Here is a 15737-nt window from a genome sequence, read left to right as displayed (position 1 = left end):
CTTTGCGTGTCTTCATGTTGTATTGGTTGAACTGATGCTGCGGATCTCACGTATCCTTTGTTAATATTTGCGACAAACAACTCAATGAGAGCCGACAATGAATAATTTAACCGAATTTGAAAAATATGTAATTGAACAAAAAGGTACAGAACGGCCTTTCAGCGGTGAATATGTTGATCATGATGCGCAAGGCGTTTATTTATGTAAAAAGTGCCATGCACCTCTTTATAACAGTGAACATAAATTTAATGCACATTGTGGCTGGCCTGCATTTGATGATGAAATCGAGGGCGCAGTAGAACATACTCCTGATGCTGATGGTCATCGAACCGAAATCACCTGTGCACAATGTGGCGGTCATTTAGGTCATGTGTTTGAAGGCGAGCATTTAACGGATAATAATGTTCGTCATTGTGTTAATTCAGTATCGATGATTTTTAAATCCCGTGATGAGTTAGCGCAATCAAGTTCGGCGGTAGCTTCTTTCCAAAAGGCCACTTTTGGCGCTGGGTGCTTTTGGTGTGTTGAGGCTATTTTTGCTCAACTTAATGGCGTGCTAAGTGTTAAATCAGGTTATTGTGGCGGTGAAGCAAAAGATGCAAATTATGACGCAGTGTGTTCTGGTAAAACAGCTCATGCAGAAGTGGTTCATATTGAATTTGACCCTGCGGTTATTCAATTTGACACCTTACTTAGCGTACTATTTGAAAGCCACGATCCGACCACACTTAATCAACAGGGTAATGATAAAGGGCCACAGTATCGTTCAGCTATTTTTGCCCATAATAGTGAACAAGTAGATGCTGCAAACCGATTTATTCATGCGTTAACTGAACAACAACTTTGGCCTAGGCCGATAGTGACCGAAATCAGTGCGTTTGACACATTTTATCCTGCTGAAAATTATCATGATGACTACTTTGCAAAGCATGGTGAACAACCTTATTGCCAATTAGTGGTTAAGCCTAAATTTGATAAAGTCATGAGTAAGTTTGCAGATAAGCGTAAAGTGTAAACTAAATTTTTTGCTCTTGTATTAGGGCTAAGCATAATAAAAAAAGGGGTGATTGAATATTCAATCACCCCTTTTTTTATATCAATTCCATTAATTATGTGCTCAATCAGAGCCTCTCAGGTTTTCCAGTTTGAGGCGCATTGTTGAAAGAATGCTTGTTCCCTTGTAAAACAATGCAACAAAGAAATGGAAAGCCTGAGTAGCTCCGGCTGAATGACCAGATAATTATTGGCATTGGTATTATGTCCGTTTAGTCTAATTTATCGTCGGCCACTTTGTTGTGCAGATCTTCAATAAGGTAAATTTAAACCAAATCAAGTGCTTTAGGAGTAGGGCTTTACAATCTTGGCTTAAGTAACGTAAAGGCAGACGTTTCCCCGCAACCACATAACGTTTAGCTAAGGTATCGATAGCCTCTAACGCTGAATGATCTGCCACTCGTGAATTTTGAAAATCAATAATCACATCTTGGTTATCGTTTTCAGCATCAAATACTTCAAGGAAATTAACCTCTGAGCCAAAGAATAATGGCCCATTTAAGCGATATATTTTCCAGCCATTTGTGTCTTCACTTATGTCAATGTTGATGTGTTTTGCGTGTTGCCATGCAAACACCAAAGCAGATACGATAACACCAACAAACACAGCAAAAAGCCAGATCGGTAAATGCCCCTATACCTTGTTCAATCACTAATGACACCATGACTACTGCCATAGCACCTGTAGCGCCGGAAATCATACCTGATCGCCCGCCAATTAATGCGGTGATTAAACCCATAATGAAGGCAGCGTATATTCCTACCATAGGTTCAACATGGGCGACGAACGCAAAGGCAACTGCTTCTGGGATTAGGCTAACGCCACGGTTAATCCTGACAAAATATCGGCTTTACTACTACTTGTTTATGGCGAATGAGATCGAATATTTAACCTCTGGTTTTGTTTGTAAGTTAATAAAAAGGGGGATTATTTCAACAAAAAACACTTGATTTTTGAACTGTGATGATATCAATTCAATGAGGCTGTTTTTTGAGTTTTCTATTAATATTGTCAATAAAAAAGCCATGCTAAGCATGGCTTTATAAATAATGGGGGCTAGTTAGCCCCTTATTATCGTTACTCTCCAGGGCGAGTCATATCAGCAGATGCACTGTTATTCTTTGCTACTTTGGGAGTGTTGCTTTCAGTCGCTTGGGCTTCATAAGTACGTCCTTGAGGTACTGCTTTCTGCTCACGGACATCGACTGTAGGTTTAGTCATGTCAGATGACACCATAGAACCAAAGCGACTTACCTTTACAGGGGCTTTGGTTGATGGCGCTGCTTCAGTAGAAACCGTCTCTGCTATTGTCGCCGCGACTTCTTTTACGACTTCAGGTTTAGCTTGACGCACAATTGCAGCAGGCTTAGCCATTGGCGCAGAGGAATTGGCCGCAACCGATTTATCTTGCTTGCTAGTTAACGCTGCGGTTTTTTCAGTTTCAATAGATGTTGTTTCAGTCACTGTCGCTACCGGTGCTTGTTTAGCTTCAACATCAACCGTTGTTTTAGCAACTTCTACTTCAGCTTTAAGTTCAGGGGCCTCAGGTGCTTTTACTGCTTGAGGAGCCACCTTTATTTCTACTGGCGTTTCAGTTGTTTCAACATTAACCGCTACAGCATCAGCTTTGTTAGCTTCTGTCTCTACGGCTTCAACTGGCTTAGTAACGGGTTCAACAGGTGTATTAACGACTTCAGCAATTGCTTCACCTTCAATATCTGGAGTCTTCGCTTGAGCTCTAGCTTGTTCAGCGTCTAATTGCTTTTCTAGCTCATCATTAGGTGTGAAAACGGCTGGTTGAGTAGAGCCCGTTTCATCATCACGACGACGGCGTTGACCTGCTGCACGCAAGTGACGCGGGCTACGACGGCTACGACGTTGACCTTCACGCCCTTCAGCTTCGCTGTCTGATGTTGCATCGTCAGCGCTTGAACTTGACTCATCAGTTTCAGCTGCAACGTCAGTGCTAGCAACTACCGTTTCAGTGACAGTATCAACATCTGCTTGAGTTGTTTCTGTTTTTACTTCAACCACGGCAGTAGCGTCAGTTTCAACTGGAGCAGCAGTACTGGTAACATTTGCTACTTCAGTAACTGGATCAGTTGTTTGCTCTGTTCCATTTTCTGCTGGCGCTTCAACCGCCTGTTCAGTCTTCTCTTTACGAGGTTGACGACGACTGCGTGGCGCTCTAGTTTCTGATGTTTTTTCTTCAGCTACTTTTGACTCTACCGCTTTAGGTTCTGATGTCATTACCTCAACTGATTGCTCAGTTGATTTATTATCATTAACATCGGTTGTTGGTAATGTTTCACTCTGTTCGCTTTCAATTCGCACTTTACGACGTAAATTACGACGCTGGCGACGCTCACGAGCAGCTTCTTGTTTTGGAGATTTTTCAGTAGCAACTTTAGACTCTGTTACTTTAGCCTCTGTTGCTTTGGTTTCATTGACAGGCAATGGCTTGTCAACTTTCTCTGTTCTCGGTTTGTTTTTGGCGTTGTCATCTTGAACCGTATTTCTGCTATTACGTTCATTACGCTTATTCTGAGGACGAGCTTCTGTGCTGTCTTTTGATTTATCGCTGTCATTTCGCTGACGACGACTATCATTGCGTTTGTCATTACGGTTAGTGCTGTCGTTACGAGTGTCATTACGACGGGTATTACGACGGGTGTTAGTTTGAGCCGTTTCTTTAGTTGGTTCAGCTGCTTTGGTATCTTTGGCCTCAGCTTCATTACCTGAAAATAAGGCGCTAATTGCTGAGATCATTCGAGTGAATAATCCTGGCTGATTAGACGTTGCCACCGGAGCGACATTTGCAGGTATTGCTTGTACTGTATCTTCAGCGGCTTTTTGTGGAGCAGTAAAGCCTTTTAATGCAGGCTCAGGAGACGCTGCACGCTCAAGCTTACGAGGCTCATACAATTTGGCGACTGGTTGTTCTACTCGCTTATAGCTAGATTCACTGACTTCATCATCACTCTTACGACGTACAACGCGGTAATCTGGTGTTTGCATGTGTGCATCTGGGATGATGTAAACTTCAACTTCGTGACGTTCTTCGGTAATACGAATTGCTTTACGTTTCTCGTTTAATAAGAACGCAGCAACATCAACCGGTACAATCGCTTCGATTTGTGTAGTGTTCTCTTTAATGGCTTCTTCTTCCATTAAACGTAAAATCGATAGCGCTAATGATTCAGTACTGCGAATAGTGCCTTGGCCATGACAACGTGGACACAAGTGAGCTGCTGATTCTTCTAACGATGGACGCAGACGCTGACGCGACATTTCCATTAAACCAAAGCGAGAAATACGACCTAATTGCACACGAGCACGGTCATGGTGTACTGCATCACGTAAACGGTTTTCTACTTCACGTTGATGACGAACAGGTGTCATATCGATAAAGTCGATAACCACTAAACCGCCTAAGTCACGTAGACGTAATTGACGAGCAATTTCATCCGCAGCTTCAAGGTTAGTGTTTAGCGCTGTTTCTTCAATATCGCCGCCTTTAGTTGCACGGGCTGAGTTGATATCGATCGACGTTAATGCTTCTGTCGGGTCAATAACAATTGATCCGCCTGAAGGTAAACGCACTTCGCGTTGGAACGCTGACTCGATTTGAGACTCAATTTGAAAGTGAGTAAACAACGGTACTTCAGAATCATATAGTTTTACACGTTCTACAAAATCGGGGCGAACTAAACCAATGTGCAATTTAGCTTCTTCGAAAATACGTGGGTGATCGATAAGGATCTCACCCACATCGCGACGTAAGTAGTCACGAATAGCGCGAACAATCACGTTGCTTTCTTGATGAATTAAGAATGGCGCGGCTTTACTTTGAGCAGCTTCTTGAATAGCGTCCCAATGATGTTGTAGTACTTTTAAGTCCCACTTTAGCTCTGTTGATTCTTTGCCTACACCAGCAGTTCGCACAATCAAGCCCATACCATTCGGTACTTCTAGCTCAGCCATTGCTTCTTTGAGTTCGGTACGTTCATCACCTTCGATACGACGAGAAATACCGCCAGCACGAGGGTTATTTGGCATTAATACTAAATAAGAGCCAGCAAGACTAATAAAGGTAGTTAGTGCAGCGCCTTTGTTGCCACGTTCTTCTTTATCGATTTGAACGATGACTTCTTGGCCTTCTTGTACCACTTCTTTAATGTTTGGGCGGCCTTGGAATGAATAACCTTTAGGGAAGTATTCGCGACCAATTTCTTTGAGGGGTAAAAAACCATGACGATCTGCACCGTAATCAACGAATGCGGCTTCAAGTGACGGTTCTACTCGAGTGATTTTACCTTTATAGATATTTGATTTTTTCTGTTCGTGACCTGGACTTTCAATGTCTAAATCATACAGTTCTTGCCCATCAACTAGGGCTACGCGCAACTCTTCTGATTGAGTTGCATTAATTAACATACGTTTCATGATGACGTGATTCTTCTAAATGAGGTCATCAAACAACACGATTTTTTCTGCATTACGGGCCTGAATTAATCGGTATAACCTCACGGCTAGATCCAGGCAATTAGGTGCTCATTACTGTAAAACGCAGTCACTGCGTGTCGCATCCTATTTATGGCTTATTTTCTAATGTTTACAAAAACAAGGAATTGGTTGACTAACAACCAACCCCATAAATTATGGTATTTTAATCCGTTAATGCCCAAGTCGAATCGGTTTGTTTGATAACAAGCTAAAATGTTGTTCGAATTTGGGGCGATTTACTACAGTTAAATTGAAATCTTTATTCAAAACTTACGGTTTAATTGCACAAACGGTTTTTGTCGTTTTTTAATTAATACAATTTGCAAATCAATGAGTTGCTACCGATTAGGTTCATTTTTTTAACTGCTAGTGTTTCGCATTTGGTCAAAGTTGTGAACACTTTATCCACTGTTTACTCTCAACCTGTGGGCAAATATAGCAACAAACGTTATTTTCAGCAATCAAAAGCCTATATTCTTTCATGTATTTATTTCAAGTCTGATGCGGCAATAGCCAATCATTTGCAAGATAAGGTACACTATTGGGGTTACCACTATATGGCGCATCATGAATACTGAAACTACCCCCCAAGTTGAATACGTGACTATCGACGAAGATCATTTTGAACAACGAATCGATAATTTTCTGCTAACTAAATTAAAAGGTGTTCCTAAAAGCATGATCTATCGGATTGTGCGCAAAGGGGAAGTGCGGGTAAATAAAAAACGCATCAAGCCTGAATACAAATTACAAATTGGTGACATCGTAAGAGTACCGCCTGTTCGTGTTGCCGAAAAAGACAATCGCAAGGCACCATCTCCTAATTTATCCAGAGTGTCACAGCTTGAAGATCGTATTATCCATGAAGATAATCATCTTATCGTGTTAAACAAGCCTGCTGGTATTGCTGTACATGGTGGCAGCGGTGTCGATTATGGTGTGATTGAAGGATTACGCTCACTGCGACCACAGCAAAAGTTTTTAGAGCTAGTGCATCGATTAGATAAAGATACCTCGGGTGTGCTGCTTGTGGCTAAGAAGCGAAGTGCACTAAAGCATTTACATGAGCAATTGCGCAGTAAAACCATGCAAAAAGATTATTTAGCGTTGGTGCGTGGTGAATGGCAAGCAAGTGATAAAGTGGTTAAAGCACCGCTATTAAAAATTACCTTAAAGTCGGGCGAGAGAATCGTTCGGGTTAACAAAGAGGGTAAAGAGTCAGAAACCCGCTATAAGATCATGCAGCGTTACCAAGGGTGTACTTTAGTTAAGGCGAGTCCTGTTACAGGGCGAACCCATCAAATACGAGTACATTGTCAGTATGCAGGCCATGCAATTGCTTGTGATGATAAATACAGCGAGCAACAATTTGACGACAGCATGCGTGCTTTAGGGTTAGACCGTCTGTTTTTACACGCGGCTGAACTTAAATTCACTCATCCAGAAAATGATGAAATCATGCAAGTTAAAGCGCCTTTAGACCCAGTGTTATTGAGCACTCTTGATAAATTGAAAAGAGTATAACACCCACAGATATGTGCAAATGAAGTAGGGCATGATATTGAACATTAAAGATAAAGCTTATGAACTAGTCATTTTCGATTGGGATGGCACACTAATGGATACCGTAGGTAAAATAGTGTCTTGTATGCAAGATGTAGCACAAGAATTAATTTTACCTATACCCTCTGAGCAACAAATTAGAGATGTCATAGGCTTATCTTTACCTAAAATCATGCCGATTTTATTTGCTGGTCACCAAAACCATCAACAGATTATTGATTGTTATCGACGTCATCATTTTGCCAATGAGCAGCCTACACCTCTATTTGAGGGGGTAGAGTCGCTCATTATTAATCTACATGCGGCTGGTTATCAATTAGCTGTGGCGACGGGTAAAGGACGAGACGGTCTAGACAAGGTATTAGCATTAACAGGCTTAGGACAGTATTTTCATGCGACGCGTTGCGCTGATGACGCTAAGAGCAAGCCACATCCTGAGATGCTGCATTCATTATTGAGATATTTTGATGTTGCTGCCGATAGAGCCGTCATGATTGGTGATTCTATTCATGATTTAACCATGGCCAATAATGCTGGCATGGCGAGTATTGGTGTGAGTTACGGCGCACATAATGAAGCTAGATTAAAAACGTTAAATCCACGCGCGATTGTCGACCAACCATCGGCGATACATGACTATGTTTAATTATTGTGGGTGATGTATTGCCAGATGTGTAATGCAGCATCGAATATAAGTGTTCGATTCTGCATAGCATACGCTTTATATGTTGCTTAGCTTATCTCGGTGTTACACCTGTTATCGTTCCCACATCAAGCGGAAACACCATTACCTTCATCAATGCACCTTTTTAGATTCGGTATCGACCTTATATTCGATATTAGTATTCGATATTAATATTCGTTGATTGAGCATTCTGCTGCTGTACTAAGAACATCTACACCGTGTTGTGAGAGTAAATCAATCAGCTTAATTAATGGTAGTCCAATTAAGCTATTTGGGTCGTCACCTTCTAAACGGCTAAATAAGGCAATGCCTAACCCTTCGCATTTAAAACTCCCCGCGCAATATAGTGGCTGCTCTGCATCGACGTAATAGCGAATTTGCGCAGCAGATAAGTGTTTAAAATGAACCGTAAACGGTTCAACACAAGATATCATTTGTTGATTGGCACTATTGAATACAGCAAGACCTGTATAAAAAGTAATTGCTTGACCAGATGCTGAGCTTAATTGAGCTATCGCATTGTCTACAGTATAAGGCTTACCGATAATTTGACCGTTAATCAGCGCGACTTGATCGGAACCAATAATTAATTGCGGCACAGATGTTTGATCAATTAAGTTCGCGCCTGCTAATGCTTTTTGCTCGGCTAAGCGCTTAACCAATGCTAATGCTGTCTCATCTTTTATTGGGGTTTCATCAATATCTGGATTAACACAACTAAAAGGCAGCATTAATTTTTGCAATAGTTGTTGACGAAAAGGTGAGGTTGACGCAAGTACAAGATTGAATTTCATTGGTTTTGTTTCATTATTTATTGGCTAATAACAGAATATTAGTCAGTTTACTGTATTCATCTATGCAAATGGATCATTTTTCTCGAGTAATGCTTGTGTGATGGGGTTGGGTTCGGTAAAATTTACCAACTTTCAAATTCAATGCCGGATTTAAAGAGTACCTAAAGTTCCTTGTTAGGTGAGGTTACCGTATTTTTACGGAAATTTTCTTTGACTCCAGCGTTTTCAAACTATAATATGCGCGCCTTATGCAAACAGTAAAGATACCGGTTTCAATTGATCCTATACGCGCTGCCTCTAGCGGCCTTCGATATGAAGGTACCATTTTAGGTAAGCAACTTAAGCGATTAAGCGAGTTATGTGCCGGCGACTGTTCCGACGTAGTTGTGTCGTTGGAATGTGGCGTCGATTTACAGGGGATAGTCTACCTTCGCGGGAAGGCTGTGACGGAGCTCACTCTGCTATGTCAACGTTGCATGACACAATTTACTACTGAGGTTACGGTCGACTTTTGTTTTAGTCCTTGTAAGACTGAGGCAGAAATCGATGAGCTCCCGGATGCGTATGATCCAATTGAGTGTAATGAGATTGGTGAAGTACGTCTGCATCAATTGATTGAAGATGAATTGATAGTCGCTATGCCTATCATCCCGATGCACGATGATAATAGTTGTAAGTCTGGATCGAAAGATATAGTTGTAGGCGAGATCGAACCCGCTCATGAGGAGCGTCCAAATCCGTTTGCAGTGTTAGAAAAACTGAAGAGCAAGTAATCGTAGGAGACAGGTCCAATGGCTGTACAACAGAATAAAAAATCACGTTCAAAGCGCGGCATGCGTCGTTCACATGATTCATTGAGCACTGCTCAATTATCAGTAGACGCAACTAGCGGTGAATTACATCTACGTCACAACGTGACTGCTGATGGTTTTTACCGCGGTAAAAAGGTTATCAACAAGTAATTTGTTGATTATCTGATGACAAATCTGACGCTTGCGTTAGATGCGATGGGGGGCGATCACGGTCCCCACGTGACAGTGCCTGCAGCGATGCAGGCACTGAAATTTCATACCTCTTTAAATATTATTTTGGTTGGTAATAAAACCGAAATAGAAAAATACCTCCCCCAAGCTCACTCAGCTGATTTATCCAGAATTGAAATAATCCACACTACTGAAGTCGTGACAATGTGCGATAGGCCCATTCATGCTTTGCGTTCGCGTAAAAACAGTTCTATGAGAATAGCGCTTGAACTGGTACGTGACGGAAAAGCCGAGGCCTGCGTTAGCGCTGGTAATACTGGTGCGTTGATGGCGATGGCTAAGGTGCTATTAAAAACATTACCGGGTATTGATAGACCCGCACTGGTTTCTTGTTTACCTGCAATGACTGGCAAGCCCGTTTATCTGCTGGATTTAGGGGCTAATGTATCTTGTGATTCCGAGACCTTATTCCAGTTTGCTATTATGGGGTCTGTCTTATGTGAAGCTGTCCATAAGAAATCCCGTCCCAAAGTCGCTTTGCTTAATGTCGGTATTGAAGCCATTAAGGGGAACGACCAGGTTCAACAGGCCGGACAAATTTTACAACACACCGAACAAGTTAATTATATCGGCTTTGTTGAAGGCGATGAAATTTACACTGGTAATGTGGATGTCATTGTTTGTGATGGCTTTGTCGGTAATATCACCTTAAAGACTTCTGAAGGCATCGCAAAACTGTTAGTACATCAATTAAAACGCGGCTTAAATGACGGTTTTTTTGTTCGTTTACTCTCCAAACTCATCGCTCCACGTATACAAGCAGTACTCAGTAAGATGAACCCCGACCACTATAACGGTGCAAGTCTGATAGGATTGCGCGGAATAGTAGTAAAGAGTCATGGTAACGCGGATGAAGCTGCATTTTTACAAGCATTAAATTTAGCAGCAACAGAAGCAAAACGTCGTCTTCCTGAAATGATTAAAGATCGTTTGGAGTCGATTCTTTTAGACATCAATAGCTGATCTCATATATGCACACAAAAATTCTCGGAACAGGTAGCTATCTACCTGTGCAAGTTCGTAGCAATCAAGATCTCGAAAAAATGGTTGAAACCAGTGACCAATGGATTGTTGACCGAACCGGTATTTCTGAACGGCGCATTGCTGCATCAGATGAATCGGTTTCAACAATGGGTTATCAAGCGGCACTAAAAGCGCTTGAAATGGCAGGGATCGAAGCAAGCGATCTTGATATGATTGTTTGTGGAACCACCAGTGCATCAAACGCATTTCCTGCAGCTGCATGCGAAATTCAAGCCTTATTAGGCGTCAAAAATATCCCTGCCTTTGATATTGCTGCCGCGTGTTCTGGATTTATTTATGCACTATCGGTTGCGGATCAATTCGTAAAAACGGGTTCTGCTAAAAAAGTACTGGTTATAGGTTCTGACGTATTGTCACGGATGTGCGATCCTGCTGATCGCTCTACCGTCATTTTATTTGGCGATGGTGCCGGCGCCGCGATTATTGGTGTTAGTGATACTCCAGGTATCATTGCGACGCATATCTATGCTGATGGCAGCCAAGGGGATTTATTAAAATGCTCTTTCCCTCCTCGTGCTAATGAAAGTTCTGAAGCCGTTGGTTTTATGACGATGAAAGGCAACGATGTGTTTAAAGTTGCGGTTACGCAGTTGTCTAATGTGGTCACCGAAACTTTGCGTCTTAATAATGTCGATAAATCAGAAATTGATTGGCTAGTGCCGCATCAGGCTAATTTCCGCATTATTAATGCCACAGCTAAAAAGTTGCACATGAGTCTTGATAAAGTCGTGTTGACATTGGCTAAACACGGTAATACTTCAGCGGCCTCAGTGCCTATTGCATTAGATGAAGCGGTACGCGATGGTCGAATTCAGCGTGGACATTTATTACTACTCGAAGCATTTGGCGGTGGTTTTGCTTGGGGCAGTGCTTTAGTTCGTTTTTAATTTTCAAATTAATTTTTTATACAGGTAAGCGTTTATGGAAAATGTTGCTTTTGTATTTCCTGGCCAAGGTTCACAGGCTGTAGGAATGTTAGCGGAATTGGCTCAAACTCATGTCATTATTGGACAAACCTTTGCTGAAGCGAGTGAAGCGTTAGGTTATGATTTATGGGATCTTGTTGCCAATGGTCCAGCTGAGGCCTTGAATGAAACAGATAAAACCCAGCCTGCATTGCTTACGGCAAGCGTAGCTATTTGGCGTGCATATCAAGCATCTAACAAGCCCATGCCTTCTTTATTAGCAGGTCACAGCCTTGGAGAGTATTCTGCTTTAGTTTGCGCAGGTGTGATTGAATTTATTGATGCAGTTAAATTAGTTGAACTACGCGGAAAGTTAATGCAACAAGCTGTGCCAGCGGGCTCAGGTGCCATGTTTGCCATTATTGGTCTTGATGATGCTGCTATTGCTAAAGCATGCGCAGAGTCTGCTGAAGGTAGCGTGGTAAGCCCTGTTAACTACAACAGCCCAGGTCAAGTTGTGATAGCCGGTGAGAAAGCGGCTGTTGAACGCGCTGCAGCTGCATGTAAAGCTGCAGGGGCAAAAATGACAGTAGCATTACCTGTGAGTGTACCGTCACATTGTGCACTAATGAAGCCAGCCGCTGATGAACTCGCTAAAGCGTTAATTGAAGTGACATTCTCAGAGCCTACCATTAATGTCGTCAACAATGTTGATGTGGCCATGCCGACAGATTCACAGGCAATTAAAGATGCATTAGTGCGTCAGTTATATTGCCCAGTGCGTTGGAGCGAGTCTGTTGAATTTATGGCGACACAAGGTGTTACAAAATTAATAGAGTGTGGACCGGGTAAAGTATTAACCGGTTTAACAAAAAGAATTAATAAATCGATATCCGCTCAAGCGGTCAATGATGTTGCTTCATTTGCAGCATTAGTCGAATAAAGGAGTTGATATGAGCTTTAGCATTAATTTAGACGGTAAAGTTGCTTTAGTGACAGGCGCTAGTCGCGGTATTGGGCGTGCGATTGCTGAATCATTGGTACAAGCTGGCGCGATGGTTATCGGTACGGCAACCAGTGAAAAAGGTGCAGCGGCGATTCAAGCATACCTAGGTGACAAAGGCTTTGGGATGGTGTTAAATGTCACTGACTCTCAATCTGTTGCTGATTTATATAGCCAGATCAAAGAAAAAGCAGGTGAAGTTGATATTCTTATCAACAATGCGGGTATTACCCGTGATAATTTATTAATGCGGATGAAAGATGATGAGTGGCAAGATATTATTGACACTAATTTGACTTCATTATTTAAATTGTCTAAACCAGTAATGCGATCTATGATGAAAAAACGTTTCGGACGTATTATCAGTATCGGTTCTGTAGTAGGTACAATGGGCAACGCTGGCCAAGTAAATTACTCGGCTGCTAAAGCTGGTTTGATCGGATTTACAAAATCTCTTGCAAGAGAGGTTGCATCTCGTCAAATAACAGTGAATGCTATTGCACCTGGATTTATTCAGACAGACATGACAGATGAGCTGACAGTTGAGCAGCAACAAGCTATTATGTCGCAAGTTCCGATGGAACGATTAGGGCAAGCACAAGAAATTGCCAATGCAGTATTGTTTTTGGCCTCGGATTCAGCCGCTTACATCACAGGCGAAACATTGCATGTGAATGGCGGTATGTACATGGTTTAAGGGCGATAGGTAGGTAACTACCTTCATTTGAGTCAGTGTTAGTGACAATTCAATGTTAATTTTTGTGGTTAGACCACAAAATCTAAGCTTGCATTGTTATCTAATTCGAATAAACTACTCGCAATCTTACGCAAGTGCGTAATTTGAATAGGAAAGAAAACTAATGAGCAACATCGAAGAACGTGTAAAGAAAATCATCATCGAACAACTTGGCGTTAAAGAAGAAGACGTTAAATCAGCTGCTTCTTTTGTAGACGATTTAGGCGCTGATTCTCTAGACACTGTTGAATTGGTTATGGCTCTAGAAGAAGAGTTTGATACCGAGATCCCTGACGAAGAAGCTGAAAAGATCACTACTGTTCAAGCAGCGATCGATTACGTTTCTAAGAATCAGTAATCAAGAATTCACAAAAACAGGCGGCATTTATGCCGCCTGTTTTTGTTTAAAGCATTTGTAAACGCTCGTTCCATTTAATTGCATTAGAACATCCCTCCTTATACTTCTTTAGCTAAATCGCAATAATGGCATCGTGGCAGATTTTATTTAAAGGTGAATATCATGTCTAAACGTCGTGTCGTCATCACAGGTCTTGGTCTTGTGACTCCTGTGGGTAATGATGTCGAGTCTACTTGGAATGCCTTATTGGCTGGTAAGAGTGGTATAGCTCCAATCACTAAGTTTGATGCTAGTGAATTTGGTACTCGTTTCAGTGGCTCTGTGAAAGATTTTGACGTCGAACAATACCTAACCAAAAAAGAAGCTCGTAAAATGGATTTATTTATCCAATACGGCATGGCTGCGGGTATTCAAGCAGTAAAAGATTCAGGCTTAGATATGAGCCAAGAAAATCCAGCTCGAATAGGTACTGCTATTGGTTCTGGTATGGGTGGTATGTGGTTGATTGAACAAGGCCATTCTGCATTATTAAATGGTGGACCACGTAAAGTGTCGCCATTTTTTGTGCCAAGCACCATTATCAATATGATAGCCGGAAACTTGTCGATTATGTATGGCATGACAGGTCCTAATTTTGCTGTGACTACAGCCTGTACAACGGGTGTACACAATATTGGTTTTGCAGCACGTACCATTGCTTACGGTGATGCTGATGTGATGGTAGCTGGTGGCGCAGAAGATGTTACTAGCCCATTAGGCGTTGCAGGTTTTAGTGCTGCTAAAGCATTATCGACTCGTAATGACAATCCAACAGCAGCAAGTCGCCCTTGGGACAAAGACCGTGATGGCTTTGTTATTGGCGATGGCGCCGGGGTTATTGTGATGGAAGAGTATGAACGAGCTAAAGCTCGTGGTGCTAAAATTTACGGTGAGTTAGTTGGTTTTGGTATGAGCGGCGATGCATTTCACATGACATCACCTCCAAGTGATGGTGCTGGTGCCGCAGCTGCAATGGTTAACGCCATTAATGATGCCCAAATTGACAAAGAGCTTGTGGGTTACATCAATGCACATGGCACCTCAACTCATGCGGGTGATAAAGCAGAAGCTGCAGCAGTTAAATCGGTGTTTGGACCACATGCCTACGAGGTACTTGTAAGTTCAACTAAATCAATGACTGGACATTTGTTGGGCGCAGCTGGCGCTGTTGAAGCCATTATTACTTTGCTTGCACTGCGTGATCAGCACGTACCGCCAACAATCAACTTAGATAACCCAGACGAAGGTTGCGACTTAGATTTTGTTGCTCATACCTCACGTCGTCATCAGTTTGACTATGCCTTATGTAATTCATTTGGTTTTGGTGGCACAAACGGTTCGTTACTGTTTAAGAGAATTTAATCGAGTTAATGCCAATAAGGGAAGATGAAAATCTTCCCTTTTTTATTTATTTGGTTTGTTTTTTTGTCACATTAGTATTTATCAATTCCCGCTAAATGATGATTTAGCGTAGACTGATAAGTAATGACATTTATCTAATAGGATCTATTATGGCCGGTAAAGATAGACAACTTACATTACGTTTTTTGGCCGAACCTGCAGACGTCAATTTTGGCGGTAAGGTTCACGGCGGTGCAGTAATGAAATGGATCGATTTAGCCGCTTATGCAGCAGCAGCAGGCTGGAGCGGTAAATATTGTATTACTGTGTATGCAGGCGGCATTCGATTTGTTAAGCCTATCCATGTGGGTAATATTGTTGAAGTGACTGGTAAAGTTATTTATACCGGTACAACGTCTATGCATATTGCGATTGATGTAAAGGCGGGCGATCCTAAAGAGTCTGAACGTCATCTGACGACACACTGTATCGTTATCATGGTAGCCGTTGATGATGAAGGTCATCCCACATCGGTTCCTGAGTGGATACCAGCTACTGCCGATGATGTTCGCTTACGTGATAGTGCATTGAGACTAATGGATATGCGTAAGCGTATCGGTGCCGAAATGGAAGCTCACGTTAAACCTTCAGTTGAATAAATAAGGG

Annotated in this window: 14 protein-coding genes and 1 pseudogene; 12 read left to right on the top strand and 3 right to left on the bottom strand. The window is 42.0% G+C overall.

Annotated features, from left to right (window positions below):
• Positions 1–97: 97 nt before the first annotated feature.
• Complete coding sequence (locus AAEY94_RS07285) at positions 98–1015, top strand: bifunctional methionine sulfoxide reductase B/A protein (protein WP_192115139.1); 918 nt, start codon at positions 98–100, stop codon at positions 1013–1015.
• Positions 1016–1319: 304 nt separating this feature from the next.
• Here the strand turns inward: AAEY94_RS07285 and AAEY94_RS07280 are convergent.
• Together AAEY94_RS07280 and rne are read right to left on the bottom strand one after the other, a co-directional pair.
• Positions 1320–1897: pseudogene (locus tag AAEY94_RS07280) on the bottom strand (SulP family inorganic anion transporter).
• A gap of 234 nt (positions 1898–2131) precedes the next feature.
• Positions 2132–5500: a ribonuclease E gene (gene rne / locus AAEY94_RS07275; RefSeq protein ID WP_350978167.1), complete on the bottom strand. Its 3369-nt coding sequence runs from the start codon at positions 5498–5500 to the stop codon at positions 2132–2134.
• A 627-nt stretch (positions 5501–6127) separates the two neighbouring features.
• Here rne and rluC point away from each other — a divergent pair.
• Positions 6128–7084 carry a 23S rRNA pseudouridine(955/2504/2580) synthase RluC gene (rluC, locus tag AAEY94_RS07270; RefSeq protein ID WP_011636963.1) on the top strand — a complete coding sequence of 319 codons (957 nt, stop codon included), beginning with the start codon at positions 6128–6130 and terminating at the stop codon, positions 7082–7084.
• A 31-nt stretch (positions 7085–7115) separates the two neighbouring features.
• On the top strand, positions 7116–7769 hold the full coding sequence (locus AAEY94_RS07265; protein ID WP_101086808.1) for an HAD-IA family hydrolase: 654 nt from the start codon (positions 7116–7118) through the stop codon (positions 7767–7769).
• Positions 7770–7975: 206 nt separating this feature from the next.
• On the opposite strand, the gene AAEY94_RS07260 is transcribed toward AAEY94_RS07265, so the two are convergent.
• Complete coding sequence (locus AAEY94_RS07260) at positions 7976–8602, bottom strand: Maf family protein (protein ID WP_101086809.1); 627 nt, start codon at positions 8600–8602, stop codon at positions 7976–7978.
• A 248-nt stretch (positions 8603–8850) separates the two neighbouring features.
• On the opposite strand from AAEY94_RS07260, the gene yceD reads away from it, so the two are divergent.
• The 9 genes from yceD to AAEY94_RS07215 all read left to right on the top strand — a co-directional run bounded on the left by yceD (position 8851) and on the right by AAEY94_RS07215 (position 15730).
• Complete coding sequence (yceD, locus tag AAEY94_RS07255) at positions 8851–9375, top strand: 23S rRNA accumulation protein YceD (protein WP_101086810.1); 525 nt, start codon at positions 8851–8853, stop codon at positions 9373–9375.
• An 18-nt stretch (positions 9376–9393) separates the two neighbouring features.
• A complete protein-coding gene (gene rpmF / locus AAEY94_RS07250) occupies positions 9394–9564 on the top strand; it encodes a 50S ribosomal protein L32 (protein WP_011636967.1) in 171 nt (56 codons plus the stop codon).
• A gap of 15 nt (positions 9565–9579) precedes the next feature.
• Positions 9580–10608 carry a phosphate acyltransferase PlsX gene (plsX, locus tag AAEY94_RS07245; protein ID WP_101086811.1) on the top strand — a complete coding sequence of 343 codons (1029 nt, stop codon included), beginning with the start codon at positions 9580–9582 and terminating at the stop codon, positions 10606–10608.
• An 8-nt stretch (positions 10609–10616) separates the two neighbouring features.
• Entirely contained in the window at positions 10617–11576 is a 960-nt protein-coding gene (locus AAEY94_RS07240) for a beta-ketoacyl-ACP synthase III (RefSeq protein WP_182744012.1), read from the top strand.
• Between the two features lie 34 nt (positions 11577–11610).
• A complete protein-coding gene (gene fabD / locus AAEY94_RS07235; RefSeq protein ID WP_335691545.1) occupies positions 11611–12537 on the top strand; it encodes an ACP S-malonyltransferase in 927 nt (308 codons plus the stop codon).
• A gap of 10 nt (positions 12538–12547) precedes the next feature.
• Positions 12548–13294, top strand: coding sequence for a 3-oxoacyl-ACP reductase FabG (fabG, locus tag AAEY94_RS07230; RefSeq protein ID WP_011636971.1), 747 nt, complete (start codon positions 12548–12550; stop codon positions 13292–13294).
• 163 nt (positions 13295–13457) lie between these two features.
• Positions 13458–13691 (top strand): acyl carrier protein, encoded by a 234-nt coding sequence (acpP, locus tag AAEY94_RS07225; RefSeq protein WP_011496723.1) that lies wholly within the window; start codon positions 13458–13460, stop codon positions 13689–13691.
• A 162-nt stretch (positions 13692–13853) separates the two neighbouring features.
• Positions 13854–15092 (top strand): beta-ketoacyl-ACP synthase II, encoded by a 1239-nt coding sequence (fabF, locus tag AAEY94_RS07220; protein WP_182744010.1) that lies wholly within the window; start codon positions 13854–13856, stop codon positions 15090–15092.
• A 149-nt stretch (positions 15093–15241) separates the two neighbouring features.
• On the top strand, positions 15242–15730 hold the full coding sequence (locus AAEY94_RS07215; RefSeq protein ID WP_011636973.1) for an acyl-CoA thioesterase: 489 nt from the start codon (positions 15242–15244) through the stop codon (positions 15728–15730).
• The last annotated feature ends 7 nt before the right edge of the window (positions 15731–15737 follow it).

It is taken from the genome of Shewanella sp. AC34-MNA-CIBAN-0136 (assembly GCF_040309945.1).
Classification (GTDB): domain Bacteria; phylum Pseudomonadota; class Gammaproteobacteria; order Enterobacterales; family Shewanellaceae; genus Shewanella.
This window is presented reverse-complemented; position numbering and strand designations above follow the sequence as displayed.

Coding starts and splice junctions, on each gene's coding strand:
- AAEY94_RS07285 (WP_192115139.1), top strand. CDS start 98: ATGAATAATTTAACCGAATTTGAAAAATATGTAATTGAACAAAAAGGT.
- rne (WP_350978167.1), bottom strand. CDS start 5,500: ATGAAACGTATGTTAATTAATGCAACTCAATCAGAAGAGTTGCGCGTA.
- rluC (WP_011636963.1), top strand. CDS start 6,128: ATGAATACTGAAACTACCCCCCAAGTTGAATACGTGACTATCGACGAA.
- AAEY94_RS07265 (WP_101086808.1), top strand. CDS start 7,116: ATGATATTGAACATTAAAGATAAAGCTTATGAACTAGTCATTTTCGAT.
- AAEY94_RS07260 (WP_101086809.1), bottom strand. CDS start 8,602: ATGAAATTCAATCTTGTACTTGCGTCAACCTCACCTTTTCGTCAACAA.
- yceD (WP_101086810.1), top strand. CDS start 8,851: ATGCAAACAGTAAAGATACCGGTTTCAATTGATCCTATACGCGCTGCC.
- rpmF (WP_011636967.1), top strand. CDS start 9,394: ATGGCTGTACAACAGAATAAAAAATCACGTTCAAAGCGCGGCATGCGT.
- plsX (WP_101086811.1), top strand. CDS start 9,580: ATGACAAATCTGACGCTTGCGTTAGATGCGATGGGGGGCGATCACGGT.
- AAEY94_RS07240 (WP_182744012.1), top strand. CDS start 10,617: ATGCACACAAAAATTCTCGGAACAGGTAGCTATCTACCTGTGCAAGTT.
- fabD (WP_335691545.1), top strand. CDS start 11,611: ATGGAAAATGTTGCTTTTGTATTTCCTGGCCAAGGTTCACAGGCTGTA.
- fabG (WP_011636971.1), top strand. CDS start 12,548: ATGAGCTTTAGCATTAATTTAGACGGTAAAGTTGCTTTAGTGACAGGC.
- acpP (WP_011496723.1), top strand. CDS start 13,458: ATGAGCAACATCGAAGAACGTGTAAAGAAAATCATCATCGAACAACTT.
- fabF (WP_182744010.1), top strand. CDS start 13,854: ATGTCTAAACGTCGTGTCGTCATCACAGGTCTTGGTCTTGTGACTCCT.
- AAEY94_RS07215 (WP_011636973.1), top strand. CDS start 15,242: ATGGCCGGTAAAGATAGACAACTTACATTACGTTTTTTGGCCGAACCT.